This window comes from Sporosarcina sp. P12(2017), assembly GCF_002743035.1.
GTDB lineage: Bacteria > Bacillota > Bacilli > Bacillales_A > Planococcaceae > Sporosarcina > Sporosarcina ureae.
Genome location: NZ_PDYL01000005.1, coordinates 174,044 through 191,060 on the forward strand (window position 1 = coordinate 174,044; position 17,017 = coordinate 191,060).

Sequence of the window (17,017 nt, forward strand, 5' to 3'; positions counted from 1 at the left end):
GAAAAATATCCGAGACGGCCATAGAGGGAGCTGCAATACAGTACTGGTCAGCTTCAAATCTTCTCATCATGCGTCTCCAATTACTTCCCCCCCAGAATACAATAGTTTCTTTGTGTTTTACTCAATCCATTTCATATAATAGGTACATGCACTTACAGCCACCGCCTAGGAACCCCCTCCTAATTATGCTACAGTAATATACAAGGGAGGAGTTTTGATGAAACACTCGAAATTTTTTGGTTTTATTGTTACACTTGTAATTTTTCTGTTTACTTTTTCCAATTTTACTTTAGCAGAGGCCAGAGAAGTTAGTCTAGAGGACATTGCAGCAATTGAAGCACAGCCATTGAAAACTTTTGACAGCGAGATTGATATTCCGCGTGATAAAGTATGGACGATTAAGTTCAACCAAGATGTCAACTTAGCAGCATTGAAAGATGAGCAGATTATTGTATGGAACCATGATCTTAAAGAAAGCGTTGCGATTGAAACTGAGGTTGGCGGTATGGAAGTGAAAATCATTCCAAAGAGTGGTCACTATGACTTTTCTACTCATTATAGCTTATACATTTTAGAAGGTATTGAGTCAAGGACCAATAAACTCTTAAAGACGACTGTTAAGAAAGAGTTTACGATTCAGGATGAGATCAGCTATAGTCAAATCATTGCGCCTCAGTATGACTTTGCTAGAGACTTTTCTGAAGGTTTAGCTGCAGTGAAACTCGGTGATAAGTGGGGCTATATTGATACGGATGGAAATACTGTTATCGATTTCCAATATGATAAGGCGTTTAATTTTTCAGAAGGAAAGGCCTTGGTCGGAACTAATAAAGTGAATGAGTTCGGGGATGAAGCTACATACTTAGGCTTCATTACTATTGATAATAAATACACTCCCCTAACGGTAAATGGTAAGCATTTAAGAGAGTATTTGCCTTTAGGGCTGGACCAGTCTAACTCTATATTTTATAACGGGTTGATTGCACTAAATGTTGATAATCCTTGGAAATTTATCTTTGATGAAACGGGTGAACTTTATATAGATGCACCCTATTTACCGACAGAAGGTACCATTGCTGTTGTTACTAATTATATTGATCAACAAACAGACGAGTATTTATTCGATAATCCTCAATTTATAAATGCCCTACCTTTCAACCAAGGGATGGCAGCCGTAGGGTTCCATGACGAGGTGCTATCTGAGGATTACTGGACCTTTATAAATAAAAGTGGAGAGGTTTGGAACGGTCCAAGATTTTATAATTATAGTGTTCGAGAAATGTTTACTTCATATGAGATTTTTAGTGATTATTCTTTAGCTAGTCTAAAAGATGCGCGTGGAAAATGGGGCGCTGTAACTAAAGAGGGAGAAATTAAAATTCCTTTTATATATGATGAGCTAGCGATCTTTAATGAAGGAGTTGCCGGTTTCAAGAAAGATGGAAAATATGGTTTTATTAATGGTGATGGAAAAGTCGTCATTGAAGCTCAGTTTGATGACGTGTCATTGTTCAATAATGGGATAGCAGTGGCCAGGAATGGGAATCAAGCTTTCATTATCGACAAAAAGGGTGCGATTATTAAAGGAACAGAAAAAATCCCAATGTCTTCCTACTTTAGAGAGAATGGATTTAATGAAGATGGAAGTATCAACTATTATAAATATACACCTGATACTTATACGATCTTCATAGAAGGTGCTAAATACGGTTTCGGAAAATTAGAGTTTAATACTAAACCTAAATTGCAATAGTAAGTTAGCCACTTAAATAAAATCTCGTGTATATCTGAAATACGTAGTTGTTTAGCAACAAATAAATCAACTTACCATAATGAAGTGTTACCACAATTTAGTAAACAGAAAGAAGCCATCCAATCATTTTGCGATTGGATGGCTTCTCAATTTGTACATCTTTAAATTGTCAGACTAGTGACTGAGTTTTGTAATAGGTAGCTGTCACCAATTATTGCATGGTTCTCAGAATTGTTTCCGAATTGTGTGGGGACCTGGCACCAATTAAAAATGTTCCACTACCCGAATTGTGTGGGAATTGTGTGGGGACCTGGCACCCTATCAATCCAACCGAATACTCTTAATCTCCAGTAAATTACCATACTTATCTCTAAGAGTAAGTGCTGCACTAGCACCTTGTTGCAACACATTGGTACCCAACTTAAATACTCCATCACCTTCGTAATGTAATTCAATTCCATCGATGAATGCCTCTGATACCTCGTCTGCCACATGCAACTCTACTATATATAAGTTAACGAATGGCGAGAACGTACTATCAAATGAGATAATATAATCTTCTTCCACAACATGAACTTCAACACTAATACCAAAACCACTATCTGTCTTTCCTTTAGCTATGATTGTCCCTAGTGTCGAGGTATCAACAGGAGTCCAATTCACATGTTCTTTACCAGTTGTTTTGTCTTTATAAGTTACTACTACCTCGCTAGGCAATTCAGGTTTCGAGCCCTTTTTCACATTAATAGGTGCTAACTTCTCTGTTGAGATGATGTTTGTGTCTACAACTTCTATACTGTAGGCTTTTCGTGCCGATTCGCCAACCGCATCAGTCACTTCAACATCAAAGTTATAAGCCCCCGCTCTTGAAGGAATCCCCATAATCCGCCCTGTTTCTGCACTTATGGATAGACCGCTTGGCATGCTTCCTGAAATCCTGCGATATGAATAAGGTTCTCTGCCATTTATAGCTTGTACTTGGTCAGTATAGTCACTTTTTACAGCTGCAGTACTTAAGTCCGTCGCTTTCATTGCAATGAAAGAATGGCGCTTGCCGGCAACGTAATCTAAAATGATCTGAGCATCTGCCTGGGTCACAAGCTGGTCTCCATCGACATCAGCTGATACAAATTCTTCCCGGTTCGTAATGGAAGTCCCTTTTACATGTTGAAGTATCCGAACCGCTCCTGCTGCATTCGGCTTATTCTTTCCAACTACATCACCTGGAGGCATTTTTCGAATAATCTTTCCTTCTAAAGTAGCCAACGTTAATGGAGTGTTGGTTCTTCCAATTGCAGAGAGGCGCTCAACTTCCAATTTTATCGTTTCACTTTCTTTTACCCCGGATGGGACTTCATAAGTGATATGTCCAATGACAGTACGTGGAGCCAGTCTAACTTGTTTACCGGTAGTTGAAATTACATCAATTGTCACTTTTCCGTTCGCAATATTACTTGCTGAACGGAACTGAGACCCTGTAAATAGTGCGGCCGGTTTAAATTCTTTTATCTTTAGATCAGGATGATTAGCCTGCAATGTAATCTCCAGATTGGCTGATGTTAAATAAAGTGTACCGTGTAAAATGACCGGGACATCTACTGTCGTGCTAAGTGACTTTACTTCTCCTATTTCCAAAGTATCTTTAACCGCTGCTTCAGCTTTTTCCTCTGCTAAACAAAAAGTTAAAAGAAACAACAAAGGAATTGCTGAAAGTCGTAAAAATAATTTCATGTTGTCCTCCCTTTTACTTTGACCGTTATTATTTCACATTAAACGTTTTACGTACTGGTTCCACAAGCTTTGTTCCTTTTGCTGATAGTAGCTGTCCTGTAATCTCCAACGTGTGGTTTCCTTTTGAGTAATTCGTATCTGAAAATACTTCAAATGTAGTAGGTGAAATGGATTTCACCTTTACTGGAACATTTGTGGTCCCTCTAGATACATTTACAGCATGTTTATTCAGTGTTTTTATATCATATGGCTCGCTCAATGTGATAGTCCACACTTTGTTTGGTAAGACTGTAGTTGGATGATCTTTAGTCGTACCGTCAAAAGGTTTTACTGCTCCGTTGACTATTTGTAGGGGTAGCTCTTTACCATCTTCCGTATAGAAGTACGCATTTTCTATCTTGATTTCAGTATCCGCTTTTGCTTTACTGACTCTCGCTTTTATCGTCAACACATCACCTGTTAACATCTTACCTTGTGCTGCTGCAAAAGACGTAGAAACAGTACCTTCAGTATCACTTAATGAAGATTTCAAATACCCTTCCAATACTTCGCCTGTTTCAACATTAGCATCTGTTATGCTGAGCAGCTCATTGTCATACTTCAAATCTAGAGAGCCACCAGCAACTCTTTCCGAACTATCTATAAAAACGGCTAACTCAATGGTAGTTGCTCTATCGGTATAAACGGAAGTGATCCCGATCGTCGTCTTACTTTCTGCAGAAGCGACTGTCGGGAAAATGGATACCAGCAGTGTGAGCAACAGAACCGCCATTGTGGTGATTTTCTTCATAAGATGTGAGGTTTTAATAGTCCTCTTCCTCCATTCTGTTCATTTAATTAACGCACTTCAAAAAGTAATACTTCAGGAGCAAATTCACTTAGAATGGCTTGGAACAATGTCCGATTATTCATCAATGTGGCGATTGGATAATAACCAGGCGCTACGCTTCCTGAAGGCGCGTACGGAATTCCGTATGTAGTCATCGCTGTCTCCAGTAAGTCCCCTGCATGATTGTAAACAGAAACTTTTACAAACTCACCAGGTTCTGTATGATAACGACTAAATTGATACGTTTTATTGTTGCCGTTAGCTCCTGTTAGTACTACGGGTAAAGTTTGACCATTGATTTCCAATGTGACTTGTGAAACTGCAGTGCTATTGATTCCTATCGTGCCACTGTTTAACTGTCCACTAGGATCAAATAGTATGTTTTCTATATAATTCCCCGGAACTACAATACCGATTTTCCTATAATCGTACAAAGCCATGATCTGATTATATCGATCCTCATCACTCAATAAATCTTTAAGAGTTTTAACTCCTTGAACTGGCTCGAATTTTTGTTTAACCGAGATGCGCACGGTTTTGACAAATCCGCCCTCTTCTGTCTCCGCTATAATTGTAGTATTTCCGGCATCTTTTGGAGTAACTACACCATTCTGAACTGTCGCTACTGAAGGATCCATCGAACGCCAGTTGACTTTTTGATTCAATGCGGTTGTCGGTTTAACCGTATGACCAACCGTTGCTAGTCCTGGAAAAAATAGTGAACCTTCTTTTACGAAAATAAGCTCTGTGCGATCTAGAACTAATGAAGTAACTAAATCTGGCGAATCTTGAGCTGCGGTAACAGGCACAGTATACAACTTCGTAGTTTTACCATCCGCTGCGGTTACTAGCACTTTTACAATAGCTTGATCATCATCTCCCAGCGAGTTCCCTTGGATGGTAACCTTGGCATTTCTATCCTTAGGACGCGCATCCACTTTCAATTCTCTTAAAGGTCCGATTACGTGCTCTTTTGAAATCCTATGCAATGGATAGTTACCGTTTTGCGGTTCGAAATTAACAACTGGTAAATCCTGAACAGAGAGTGATACAAGTTCTGCTTCTGCCGAGGGGCTTTTCTCTAGTAACTTCACCCATTTTATCTGTCCTGTAGTAGTTCCTAGATATTCTGGAATGCGTCCCTCTACTTCCAGATTCATAAAGGTAAAACCTACACCTTGCGCAACAATCCTCTTATTTATCACACCAGTTAAGACAACTTTATGCCTTCCTGACGCATGAAAATTGTATCGACTGTAACTCTTAGTGAATAGCTGGGAGCGGTCACTATAAAAACGGTGAAATTCCATGTCGCCTATCTGAGTGAACTTCCCACCTACTTTTAAAACACCGTCCGTCAAATGCGGCCAGTCATCTTTTGGTTTCATTAATTCTGAATAACTACGACCTCCATGATTCCGCAAACTCTGCATAGTAAAATCACGATAAACATGGACGTAATCCCCATCGCCTTCTCCATATTCGGGTGTAGTAGTATCCATTGATCCTTTGATCATTGTTAACCAGCCATCTTCGACTGTGTAATCTCCGAATATACGCACCACTCCGTGATTGACGTAAAGCTGTCCACTAGTCTGAGTAACGTTACCAGTTTTCCTGTTGAAATCATCCGTACTATCTGCTGAACCAACCTGGAGGAGTCCGCCATTAACATGTAACGAATCATTCATTTGAAATGCTTCATCAATTAATGGTCCGCCTGCAATAGTTAAATTACGCTCGACCATCAGTTTTCCTTTTTGCAAATCCATATGACCTCTTTGTGTAAAACTACTTTTTGCATGAAGCAGCCCACCGCCGAATAAGATGCGTCCTTTTTGTGTGGCTTCGCTTGCCAAGACTGCGTTTTGACCATTCAAATTAATTTTTCCATTCGCATCTTGTGTAAATACCCCTCTAATATCTAACTCAGGTGCACTTCCTCTGTATGTGCCATTTACATCAATTTGTCCATTTTGGATAAAGGATCCGCTCGTTTTCAAAGTGCTGTTATTTAAACGAATTAGAGCGTCAGGATTCTGTTCAAGACCACCGTTGACCACAACTTCAGCGCTAACGGCACGTAACTCCGCACAAGACAGTAGCACCAAACTTCCATCGACTGTCAGATTATAACCGTTTAAATCTAAGGTCATATTTTCTTGAAGTACCAAATCCCCTGGAGCATGGTAATCGCGAGTCAGAGTCCAGTCACTTGGAATTTTAGGTTCTCTTAATTCTTCAAAATTCCTGCGCAATGTACTGAATGTACCTTCTAACTGGGAAGCGTTTATTGCTTGGTAATACTGACCATTAGTTCTACTTGCCAAATCTTGTAGCAATGTACTATTTATTGTTGCAGATGTGCCAAGTCCTATTGTATAGATACTAATGTTATTGCGATTCGCTTCATCTGCTAAATTTTGAGACAGTGCATTATTGATCGAGTGACCATCACTTAGCAACACAATGATCTTATGGTTATTTCCACTGTGGGTTTTTATTTCTCTAATGGCTGCGTCAAGCCCGGTATGTATGTCGGTACCACCATACGCCCCTATTGTGTCAAGAGCCGTATTAATACGGTAACGATTATTCGTTAAGGGAGATAAAAGATTGGAAGCGGTACTTGAATATTCCACTACTCCAAAACGATCTAATGGCTGCATTTGATCCACCATTGCTTTAGCTGCTTTAATTCGCAGTCTATCTGGGTCATTTGCTACCATGCTCCCCGATGAATCAATAGTAAAGACTACATCCATCCCCCGCTCCACCCCACAAGCTGCGCCTACTGCAGTTGCATTTGCTTCTGCAGATACTAAATTATTTGGCAACACAACCGATAGTATAGCTAGTAGGCTAATGATTGCCACCTTTGTAAGATGATATGATTTCATATATCTTTTCCATCCTTCCTGGTCCCTTACGAATTATGTATGTAGATTTTATAGCCGAAGAACAATATAAAGGAGAGTTCAATTTATGAGAAAAGTAGTAATGACATGGTTGACGTGTGTACTTTTAATTTCATTTACACATCAAGCAAACGCATTAGATTTACGTGATCGTACGACAGATTTATCAGACAAACCTTGGTCAGTTACATTTAATACACCAGCGGATCCAGTTACAGTGAACAAAGATACAGTTTATATTCAGTCCGATGATAAGGGCCTACTACCTTCCTCGCTATCTATATCGGATGACGGGAAAATTATTGAAGTAAAACCTACTAAATTGTATAAGCCGAATGTACAGTATTCACTAGTAATCCTCAGTAAATTACGATCTAAAGACCAAAATATTCGTTTATCTAAAGATACGATTTTGAAATTCAAGTACGAAGGTGCAGCATATAAATCTATCACTGCAAAACCTCTGCCTTTAGGAATGAATGTGATTATACAAACAAAACCAGAAGTAAAGAAAATAGAACTAACAGATGCAGCAGGGATCACACACGCTATGCATCGTACAGGAATTAATCAATATTCATTTGTTTTACTGAGTCAACATATCGGGGATATCTTAAACGTACGAGCATACGATGCGAACGAATCAATATTGGAGGACCTAGCGTATGAACTGTTAGACCAACAACCTATTAAAGAAACGGCTAACTAATCTGTTACTGATTTTCCTACTTGTGTTCTCTGCAATCCCTTTACCTATACATGTTACAGCTGCGGATGGGAGTTCTACAAAACCCGCTGCTCCGATATTAACCGTGAACTCACAAGAACCGCGTACTATTTCAGCAACCAATGGCAGTATCGATGCCACGATTACATTAACGAATCATTCAGTCACTCCGAAGAAAGAGTATATTACTAAATTGGATTCTACTAAATATACATCTCAGGCTGGTTTACCTGCTGGAAAATATACAGCTAGATTCACTGTGAATAATGTTCAAAGTATAGATTCTAATGAAATCACGATTCGGCCAGAAATGGTTACTGCAGAAATTGTAGGCAATGATTCGGGGCCCCAAAATAATCAAGGTATTATTCATGTTCAAAATGTTAAAGAGAAAAATAAAGTATTCTTGTATTTGGGCTCCGCCTTCCAACAACAATGTGATGTCAACCCTTCAGAATTATGTGAGTTTAAAAATCTACGAGATGGTACATATATTATTTATCAAGAAGAAAACGGTATAAGTGGTCCTCGCTTGTCTGATATAAGCACAACTATAAAAAATGGTGGAGTCCCTGAGATTATACTGACCCCCATTCCAGAGAACAGTGAAACTATTTCGGGGAATACTTTTAGAGATCCCGGATATAGAGCAATAGATTTTCCTGACGTAGATATAACAGATAGAGTGATTCAGATCCCCAGAACTCTTGACACATCTACACCTGGTAAATTCAATATTACGTATTCCGTTACAAACGATCATGGGAAAACAGCAACTGCAAATCGAGAAGTTACAGTTCTACCAAAAACAGTATCACTTGAAAGTTGTGATACTGACTGTCATACCGATGCAAATGGAAAAGGTATATACGGAAAAATACCAGTAAGTCCTACTAATTTGCAAAAGTTCGAAAATGAACTAACTGAAATCACGCTATACAATAAGGAAGCTAATTTTAAAAGAACTAAATATGTAAAATTCCCTTTCCTAGATCCAATAGAATTCACAAATGTTCCCGTAGGTGAAGGTTATTATGTGACGCAAATAGTCAACGGAGAAGAAAGTAAAGAATCCAATAAATTCACTATAAAAGATGACACGCCCCCTAAAATCAAATTAAAAGGAGCACCAGTAATAGAACTTTCTTTAGACGAACCTTACCATGAGTATGGAGTTTTAGTATCTGATAATACGACAAGCCCTAATGAGATTCACATTGATATCGAAGGTTCTGACGAAGTGAATACGAGTATACCGGGAAATTACATTGTTAAGTATACCGCCACAGATAAAGAAGGGAATATATCGCCAACCATCGAACGGGAAATCATAGTCCGTCCTGCTGCAGTGATCGCTATTGGTAGCCTAGCAAATTTTAAAGGTTTAGGTGAAGTGGGCGTAAAGAATATTTACTCCAATAATTCCAACCTCGAAACAAATGTCACTCTCTATAAATGCATAACAGATTGTAATGCACGAAGTGTGGATGGAGACCTAAGTAAAATAGAATTAGAAAGACTGTTAGAAGTAAGTAGTAAAGTACCAAATGAACCGGGTAAACCAAATCCAATAACTATTTCTTCGACAGAAACAACAGCAGTTTTCACGGAAAAAGAGATCGGTTTTTACTTTGTCATACAAGAGGTAAAAGGATATAAGAGTAAACCCTCTAACCTGGTAGAAATTGTAGATACTGATAAACCACACATTACCTTGGAAGGTCCTGAAAAGATCTCCATTGTTTTTGATAAGAAAATACCAGATGGTCAAAAGCAATATTTTGAATGGAATACAAATAAACTGGTATTTAAAGAGCCTGGTGCAGTAGCTAAAGATTATATAGATGGTGAAATAACAGTCAAACGCATGAGCGTAGAAGATGGTAATGAAGTTACGCTTACTAGTCCCATCTATCCAAACTTCGATATATTATATCCAGGCACCTACACATTAGTGTACAACGCCACTGCCGTTCGTGGAAAAGAAGCAACAGAAAAAAAACGTGTAATTACAGTGACGCCTAAACCGCCTACACCTGAGCGTGGTAATGAACCTAATACGATTAAAGTAAATGATATCTTTAAAGGACAGGCGCAAACAGTAATTAATAGAGAGGTTACTCTTTACGATATGAATGGCGTAGTTTTGAAGAAAATATCTTCTATTACTAATCAGACGATGTTATTCGAAAAAGTGCCGGCCGGTCTAGGCTATACTGTCACACAAACTGTAAACGGAATGGAAAGCGTCCATTCCGAGCCTGTCGATATTTACAATCATCCAGATGCAATAATCAAGCCATTCTATATGTCATCTTTTACAATCAAAGGAATTGACACAAAGCCGGTTATTGATCATATGAGAAAAACCATCCAGCTCACCGTTCCGGCTAATACCGATCTTTCCAAACTCATTCCTATATTTACTGTCGCAACCGATGGAGAGAAAAACCCTATAGTTAAAGTAGAAGGCGTAGTTCAACAAAGTAATAGTAGTGAAGTAGATTTCAGCGAAGATCTTCATACAAAAATATACAAAATAACCGATGAGAATCCTCTAGCTGATGGTTACAGTACGGAATATACAGTCACTATTAAGATAGCAAATGTTTCCTCAGCTTTTTGGAAACAATCATTCAATAAAAACATCACACTCAAAACAGATAGCAGTTCACTACCACTTGAATTATCTGCTCAGGAGAAACTACTTGCTAACAGTCAAGGTGTCAGCTACCTAACTGACGACCTGATGATTCACATGTCTGCTTTGACAGCACAAGTGAATACCGACAGCAATCTATCAATACGAAAATTGTCTAGAGGAGATATACTACAACCTACCGACCAGCCATGGTTGATCAACATCTCCAATATAGTGGAGTTAACAACTGATTATACAAAGCGCTTTGTACAACCTATTGAAATTGAACAAAATGCGTCCATAACTAAAGTGCTAGTTAGACTTAGTCGAGTAAACGGAGTACTTTATGCATTCACAGTACCTAGTCGCACTATGGATGGTAGAGTGATAGGTCTCGCTACCGAACCGGGCATCTATGCTCTCGTGGACGCTACTGTTCAACCTATAATTAAAGGATTTGAAAATAAATACACAATTACTTCAAATGGTTTGATACGATATAAGACAGATGATACGTCCATACATTACATTAAAAGCTCCAATGATCCTTCTTTAAATGGATATGAAGACAAAGAGTTACTAGTGGACATCCATCCTACTTGGAACATTTATGACAGTAATGAGACTATAAAAGTTAAAAATAATTTACTTTACGCTGTGAATATTTCGAATAAAATTATTAGTTCCATTGAGTATCTACCTGCCAAACCTGTAATAGAATGGAACAGTTCATTAATTGAAGTGGATCCACATAAAGTATGGGCAGTAACGTTTAATGCACGAGTCAATCAAGATTCTTTAATAAATGAAACAATACGTGTGACCGAGAATGCTACTGGCGCAATTGTCCCCACCCGTATCACAATCAGTCCCGATGGCAAAACAGTAAAAGTTGCGCCAGTTACACCTTACGCACGTAACAAAGCCTATAAGTTATGGGTTGATAAGGAAACAAAAGGACATACTACCCAAAACAGTTTCTTAACGCAACCTGTAAAAAAATCATTTTACGTAAAATAAGCGAAAGGAGATTCCAACAAATATGTTGGAATCTCCTTTTGTCCTTACCTTTATAATTTGATTTGAAAACGCATTTGCACAGGTTCTTTCAAGGTGGCACTTCCATACTTCTCTTTAATTGTAGACTCTACAAATAAATAATACATGGCGCCACGTTCGTAAACTGTTCCACTTTGCAGACGTACTTCAAGTGTCAATCCGTCCCTAGATGATTGAAAGCCTATTGGCATCTTTACTCCTGATTCATTCAACACATATACATTATCGCTATGAACAGAAGTCATATCGAACTCTTTACCGAATTTAATAAACCAAGGCTTAGTCGGTTCTACATCAAATTTTGCATCACGTGTATCATAGCCGACACGCGGATAAGATATTGCAGGACCTTGTCTTTTGACTTCCACTGTAAGTACCGCTAATTTACCGCTACCGTCTACTGTATTCACAATAATAGCAGCAGTTCCTTGACTGTGGGCTGTTAGCTTACCACCCACAACGCTCACTATAGAAGGTTTACTAGATGTCCAGATCACATTTTGATTTGTTGCATTTGACGGTGTAATGCGAGGCATTAGTTGGACTTGTTCACCAACGATCATATCTAAATCCGGCCCTTTATTTAACGTAATATCCGTGATAGGTATTTTCGTCAGTACCTTTTCAGTAATAGTGAAAGTATTTCTCGTCACGCCTTGTAAAACGTCTGTTTGCAGATTGGGATTCAATGGATCATTACGCTTTTCTGTCCGCACACCACTGTTGTCATCTCTCACTATAAACGAATAATTATAATCCCCTGGTTCCAGCGTCTTTGTCAATACCCATACGTTATTCCGTTGTTTAACCATCGGTATTTCTGTCCAATGATTGTTAGTACCAAAGTTCCCAGTCACCGCCACACTCTTCGTTTTAGCTCCTAATTCTAACTTACCGATCGAATCATAACTACTGTAAGTGAATGTTACATCTTTATTATCAATCAAAGGCGTTTCCGACGCATACGGCGCGACACGCAGGACACTAAATACTCGACCAAATGAATCAATAGTTTTTTCGCGATTCAATGGATCCACTGTCCATTCATTGTTCACCCTGAAGCCATAATGAAATTCCCCTGGAGGTAATTCCACTTGAAGTTCCCATCTATTGGTCGATACTTGTTTTAATGGAAGGTCTATATTATTGTTAAAAGTTCCCGTGAGTTGTACTTCAGATGCAAATCCATCATATCTAAACAGCACCTGATTGCCTTGAACGAATGGATATTCATCCAGTTTCATCACCTGGTCTATTCCAGAAACTTTCTGGAATATAGGTAATTTCGTTGTGCTATCAGAAGACTTTTTATCCCAACGCCAAACCGAACCATCTACATTGACCGCCAATGTATAACTGTCAGTAGAATTCCCTCCACTGCCAATACTGATTGCGTCTTTCACCCCTTTCACCAAAATAGGAGTGGTTCTCACTGTTTGAAGACCCGACGTGTGTCTTCCCCAAATCCACACAGACCCGTCTTCTCGTATCACAGCAGAATGATTAGCACCGGCAGAAATGGAAGAAGCATGATTCATTCCCTCTACTTGAATCGGTGATAACCTCATTTCTCGTCCGCCATTCCCCAGTTGACCCAGATCATTTATTCCCCATGCCCAGACACCTGTACGATCTTGTTTTAAAGCCAATGTGTGATAATCTCCTGCAGAAATCTCCATGATATTTGAAAGTCCAGGAATCGCCTGGGGTGAGCTATTGACATCAACAGTTTCACCAATACCCAGTTGTCCGAATGTGTTACGTCCCCATGCTGATACCGTACCATCACGCTTTAAGGCGACAGAATGTTCTTTCCCTCCAGCAACGGCAATTACATCGTCCACTCCACGTATCTCTACGGGCACTTCATGTTTCAAAAATGTTTCTGAACCGATTGGATTACCAAGCTGTCCATAGTAATTCTGTCCCCACGCCCAGACATGTCCATTCTTATCAACAGCTAACGTGTGATGTGTGCCTGCTGCAATGGCCACAATATGATCCAAATCCTCACCGTCTGCTTTGGTAACCTTCAAGGGATAAGGACCAACTAGAGTCGCCGGGTGTCCCAACTGACCGTATTCATTATTTCCCCACGTCCAAACGTGTCCTGACTCATCTAATGCAACGGAATGCTTTCCACCAGCCGCTATCGCACGTATATTGAGCAGCCGGTTACCGTCCGCTTTTTTCACAGCGGAAGGGGTATCTGTACCCCCTATCCCCACTTGTCCAAAGGAGTTATCTCCCCAAGCCCAGACAGAACCATCCTCCTTCAAAACCATGAAATGTTCTTCTCCTACATCCGTTACTTGTTCATGATTGAACGCACCATAAGCTTGTGCTTCGGAAGCACCCGTTATGTACAGGATGAACATGACAATGGAAAAGATAGGTACAATTAGTTTCATTCTGCTCATATTATTCCCTCTACTTTCTCAAACTAATTCTGTAAGATGGTTACTTGAATTTTTATCATGTATTTACTAGAACCTTGAATTGCTGATAATCGTACTTCATGTGTTATAACGTCTTCCTCAGATAATGTCTCACCAATAATACGCAGTTTTTCATCTTCAAATTGTATTTTTGTACTTCCGCCAAATATTGATTCATCCTCTGACTCTATGTCAAAGCGTAATCCTTCTGGAAATCCAAACTTCTTTATATCTAGAGCTTGGCCATTATTCCAAACTGTCATGGTGTTTTCCATAAGCCCTGCGTTTCTTACAACTTCCGTATATCCACTGTCTTCAGAAGATAGATCACTAGTAGTCCATTCCAGAGGTAACGGATTAGGCAATGACACCCTAGTTCCGCGTGTAACCATCAAGTGACCTGAGGAGTCCGCATGCCGAGTAACTTGATCAATACCATCTTTTACAATGATTTTTCTATTCAACCCTTCCGTAACATTCAATTTTAATTCCTCTAAAGAACCTTCCAACACGATTTCCTGCTCCGAATCAATCGTCATTTCAATGAGTGTACCGTAGTTATTACGATCGGTATAAGTAGTAACCAGTCTTACAGGAGACGTGTTTCTCATCGTAATGCCCTGGACAGATGAATAATCATTCATATGAATCGAATGAATACCACCACTTCTAATAACTGTAGACTGAGCAGAAGAGCTATCTAGTATGACTGTTCCTTCAACTCCAGCATGTATCTCAAGCTCCCCTTCAATATCTACGTTCTTTAAACGAAACATATTATTTCGAGAACCGTCACCTAATATAATATCTCCTTTAATTTTCCCATTAAAAAGTGACATATTCTTTTCGATGCGTAACGGACTGCTTAACACAATGGGATGATCTCCTAAAGTAATGGATGTGAAGTCCGAATGTGCAATCGCCATTCGTAGCTGCTCTTCATTCTTAACCTTAATTGAGCGGCCCAGAGAATACATCACACCAATACGATCGTATTCACGTACGGGGAGCTGCTCAAAGACTGTTTTAGATAATTTAGGGTCTGCAGTCAGATCATATAAACTTTTCACCTGACCAAACGCTTTATCTGGCGCCTTTATGTAATCGTTTTTCAATATATCATTCTTAGACGGTGTATCGCTCTTGGACGGGTTGACCTTTACTTTGAAAGTACGCTCAGCCAACCTACGACCATGTAAATCAAATGCGGTTAATGTAAAATCATCCACCACTCGATCACAATCATCCGCGACTTGACCACCTGCCCCAGTTTGCTTATCGCAGACTGTCGCATCAATTCCAGCCTGTCCCATTGAGAAACCTTTGAGATCCGTTCTTCTATCCAAATCACGATGATGTTGCGCATCTCCATTGAAATCTACTTTCAGACGAGTCGCTTCCTCATCTGTTAGAATATCGATATTTGTTAAATGAGAACTTTTAAGATCTTGTACCATTCCATCCGCACGATGAATTGTTTCAATCTTATTTACATACAATTTCGGTAAATATAGCTTTACATCACGCGGTGCATTCGTTTTGAATATGTTTTCATTAATTAATTTCATGTTACTAGTAGTAGCAAAAACAGAATGAAAACTCGGTAATACATCATAGACTTTGAATGGGAATACATATTCTGATGTCTGATCAAAATAAAATGTCTCTTTTTCTACCCGCAGTTCTAAATCCAGTCCTTTAGATGCGTCAATGAACTCTAAATTCTTGAATGTAACCATGAAATTCTTGTTGCTCGGGGTAATACTCTCAACTAACGGCAGTGCAACCCAAGCATTTCCTTGTTTTTGATACACAGCCACTTTTCCATCAAAAGCACCTGAAGCAGTTTTAATCGATTTATCAAAAGTGATCGCTAGCTTTTTCGCACCGCTAAAACCATTATATTTTAACGAAGCATCAGAGAAAAAATCATATTGATACGGCTTTTTCTCTGTGGACAACGTTGAACTAATTGCTGCATTTACACTACCGACTGAAACCAACACTACTAAACACAACATAGACAGTAGTATCGTTATTTTTCCAGTCTTACTTTTTTTCTTCAAGCAAACCCCTCCTGTTTTCATTCATAGTCTTTATACGTTTCGTATGTATTGGCATACTCCAAGCCTAATTACTATGAATACTCTTTATGCTTTTATCGGTTAATTCAAATGAAAATTAAGGGATGAATGTACACTACAATTCGATTTACAACAAAGAGCCGTTTGAAAGAGGATCCCGCTTAGTAGACGAGCATGTGTAGTCTGATTTACAAGAATTTTATCATTTTCAGCGCATCGCTCTACTTGTATATAGAAATTAAAATAGTTGCTCTTCAGAACATTCTCAACACTTAGTTGTAAGTGCAATGTGTGACCTTTTACCTCCTTTCAAAATAGAAGTATCCTTTTCAAGAAAACTCTCTATATGAAGGATGAGAAGTACAAAATGAGTACTCCACTCACACTAAACTCTAGGGGGACAACGATATGAAACTATTAATTAACGAAGACCCAATTCCACTATTACCTTCACTCGCAATGAAACTCGGATTAAACGCTGCGCTATTCCTGCAGCAACTTCACTACCGCTTGAACATTTCAAAAAACATTCGAGACGGTCACAAATGGGTGTTCAATACATACGACGACTGGATCGAAGAATTTCCGTTTTGGTCACTCAACACGATCAAACGGATTACGTACGACTTGGAACGAAAGGGATATTTGATTTCCACTTCAAAGCACAACAAGATGAAAATCGACAACACGAAATGGTATCGAATCGATTATGAAAAGCTGCCATCAGTCTATAAACCAAGTGAGATACCGGCTGACCCAAAATGGGACGCGGCCCCCAACCAACGTGAGACGCTTGCCGACCCACAATTGGACGCTGTGCCAACTCACACTGGGACG

General features: G+C 39.2%; 8 protein-coding genes and 1 pseudogene. 4 read left to right on the forward strand and 5 right to left on the reverse strand.

What is annotated here, in order from left to right:
• Positions 1-217: 217 nt before the first annotated feature.
• Complete coding sequence (locus tag CSV80_RS05830; protein WP_099669684.1) at positions 218-1,753, forward strand: WG repeat-containing protein; 1,536 nt, start codon at positions 218-220, stop codon at positions 1,751-1,753.
• 321 nt (positions 1,754-2,074) lie between these two features.
• On the opposite strand, the gene CSV80_RS05835 is transcribed toward CSV80_RS05830, so the two are convergent.
• The 3 genes from CSV80_RS05835 to CSV80_RS05845 are packed head-to-tail and all read right to left on the reverse strand — an operon-like array spanning position 2,075 to position 7,213.
• The gene (locus tag CSV80_RS05835; protein WP_099669683.1) at positions 2,075-3,484 is read right to left on the reverse strand and encodes a putative Ig domain-containing protein; all 1,410 of its coding nucleotides are present in this window, start codon (positions 3,482-3,484) and stop codon (positions 2,075-2,077) included.
• Positions 3,485-3,512: 28 nt separating this feature from the next.
• The gene (locus CSV80_RS05840; RefSeq protein ID WP_099669682.1) at positions 3,513-4,274 is read right to left on the reverse strand and encodes a cohesin domain-containing protein; all 762 of its coding nucleotides are present in this window, start codon (positions 4,272-4,274) and stop codon (positions 3,513-3,515) included.
• Positions 4,275-4,321: 47 nt separating this feature from the next.
• Positions 4,322-7,213, reverse strand: coding sequence for a VWA domain-containing protein (locus CSV80_RS05845; RefSeq protein ID WP_099669681.1), 2,892 nt, complete (start codon positions 7,211-7,213; stop codon positions 4,322-4,324).
• 85 nt (positions 7,214-7,298) lie between these two features.
• Here CSV80_RS05845 and CSV80_RS05850 point away from each other — a divergent pair, with 85 nt between their 5' ends.
• Positions 7,299-7,940 carry an Ig-like domain-containing domain gene (locus CSV80_RS05850; protein WP_099669680.1) on the forward strand — a complete coding sequence of 214 codons (642 nt, stop codon included), beginning with the start codon at positions 7,299-7,301 and terminating at the stop codon, positions 7,938-7,940.
• Positions 7,941-8,043: 103 nt separating this feature from the next.
• Complete coding sequence (locus CSV80_RS05855; RefSeq protein WP_099669679.1) at positions 8,044-11,619, forward strand: immunoglobulin-like domain-containing protein; 3,576 nt, start codon at positions 8,044-8,046, stop codon at positions 11,617-11,619.
• A gap of 50 nt (positions 11,620-11,669) precedes the next feature.
• On the opposite strand, the gene CSV80_RS05860 is transcribed toward CSV80_RS05855, so the two are convergent.
• Positions 11,670-14,078, reverse strand: a complete 2,409-nt coding sequence (locus tag CSV80_RS05860) for an RCC1 domain-containing protein (RefSeq protein WP_099669678.1) — start codon at positions 14,076-14,078, stop codon at positions 11,670-11,672.
• Positions 14,079-14,101: 23 nt separating this feature from the next.
• The gene (locus CSV80_RS05865; RefSeq protein ID WP_099669677.1) at positions 14,102-16,162 is read right to left on the reverse strand and encodes a hypothetical protein; all 2,061 of its coding nucleotides are present in this window, start codon (positions 16,160-16,162) and stop codon (positions 14,102-14,104) included.
• 426 nt (positions 16,163-16,588) lie between these two features.
• Between CSV80_RS05865 and CSV80_RS05870 the strand changes: the two are divergent.
• Positions 16,589-17,017: pseudogene (locus CSV80_RS05870) on the forward strand (DNA replication protein DnaD); the annotation flags it as partial.

Coding starts and splice junctions, on each gene's coding strand:
- CSV80_RS05830 (WP_099669684.1), top strand. CDS start 218: ATGAAACACTCGAAATTTTTTGGTTTTATTGTTACACTTGTAATTTTT.
- CSV80_RS05835 (WP_099669683.1), bottom strand. CDS start 3,484: ATGAAATTATTTTTACGACTTTCAGCAATTCCTTTGTTGTTTCTTTTA.
- CSV80_RS05840 (WP_099669682.1), bottom strand. CDS start 4,274: ATGAAGAAAATCACCACAATGGCGGTTCTGTTGCTCACACTGCTGGTA.
- CSV80_RS05845 (WP_099669681.1), bottom strand. CDS start 7,213: ATGAAATCATATCATCTTACAAAGGTGGCAATCATTAGCCTACTAGCT.
- CSV80_RS05850 (WP_099669680.1), top strand. CDS start 7,299: ATGAGAAAAGTAGTAATGACATGGTTGACGTGTGTACTTTTAATTTCA.
- CSV80_RS05860 (WP_099669678.1), bottom strand. CDS start 14,078: ATGAGCAGAATGAAACTAATTGTACCTATCTTTTCCATTGTCATGTTC.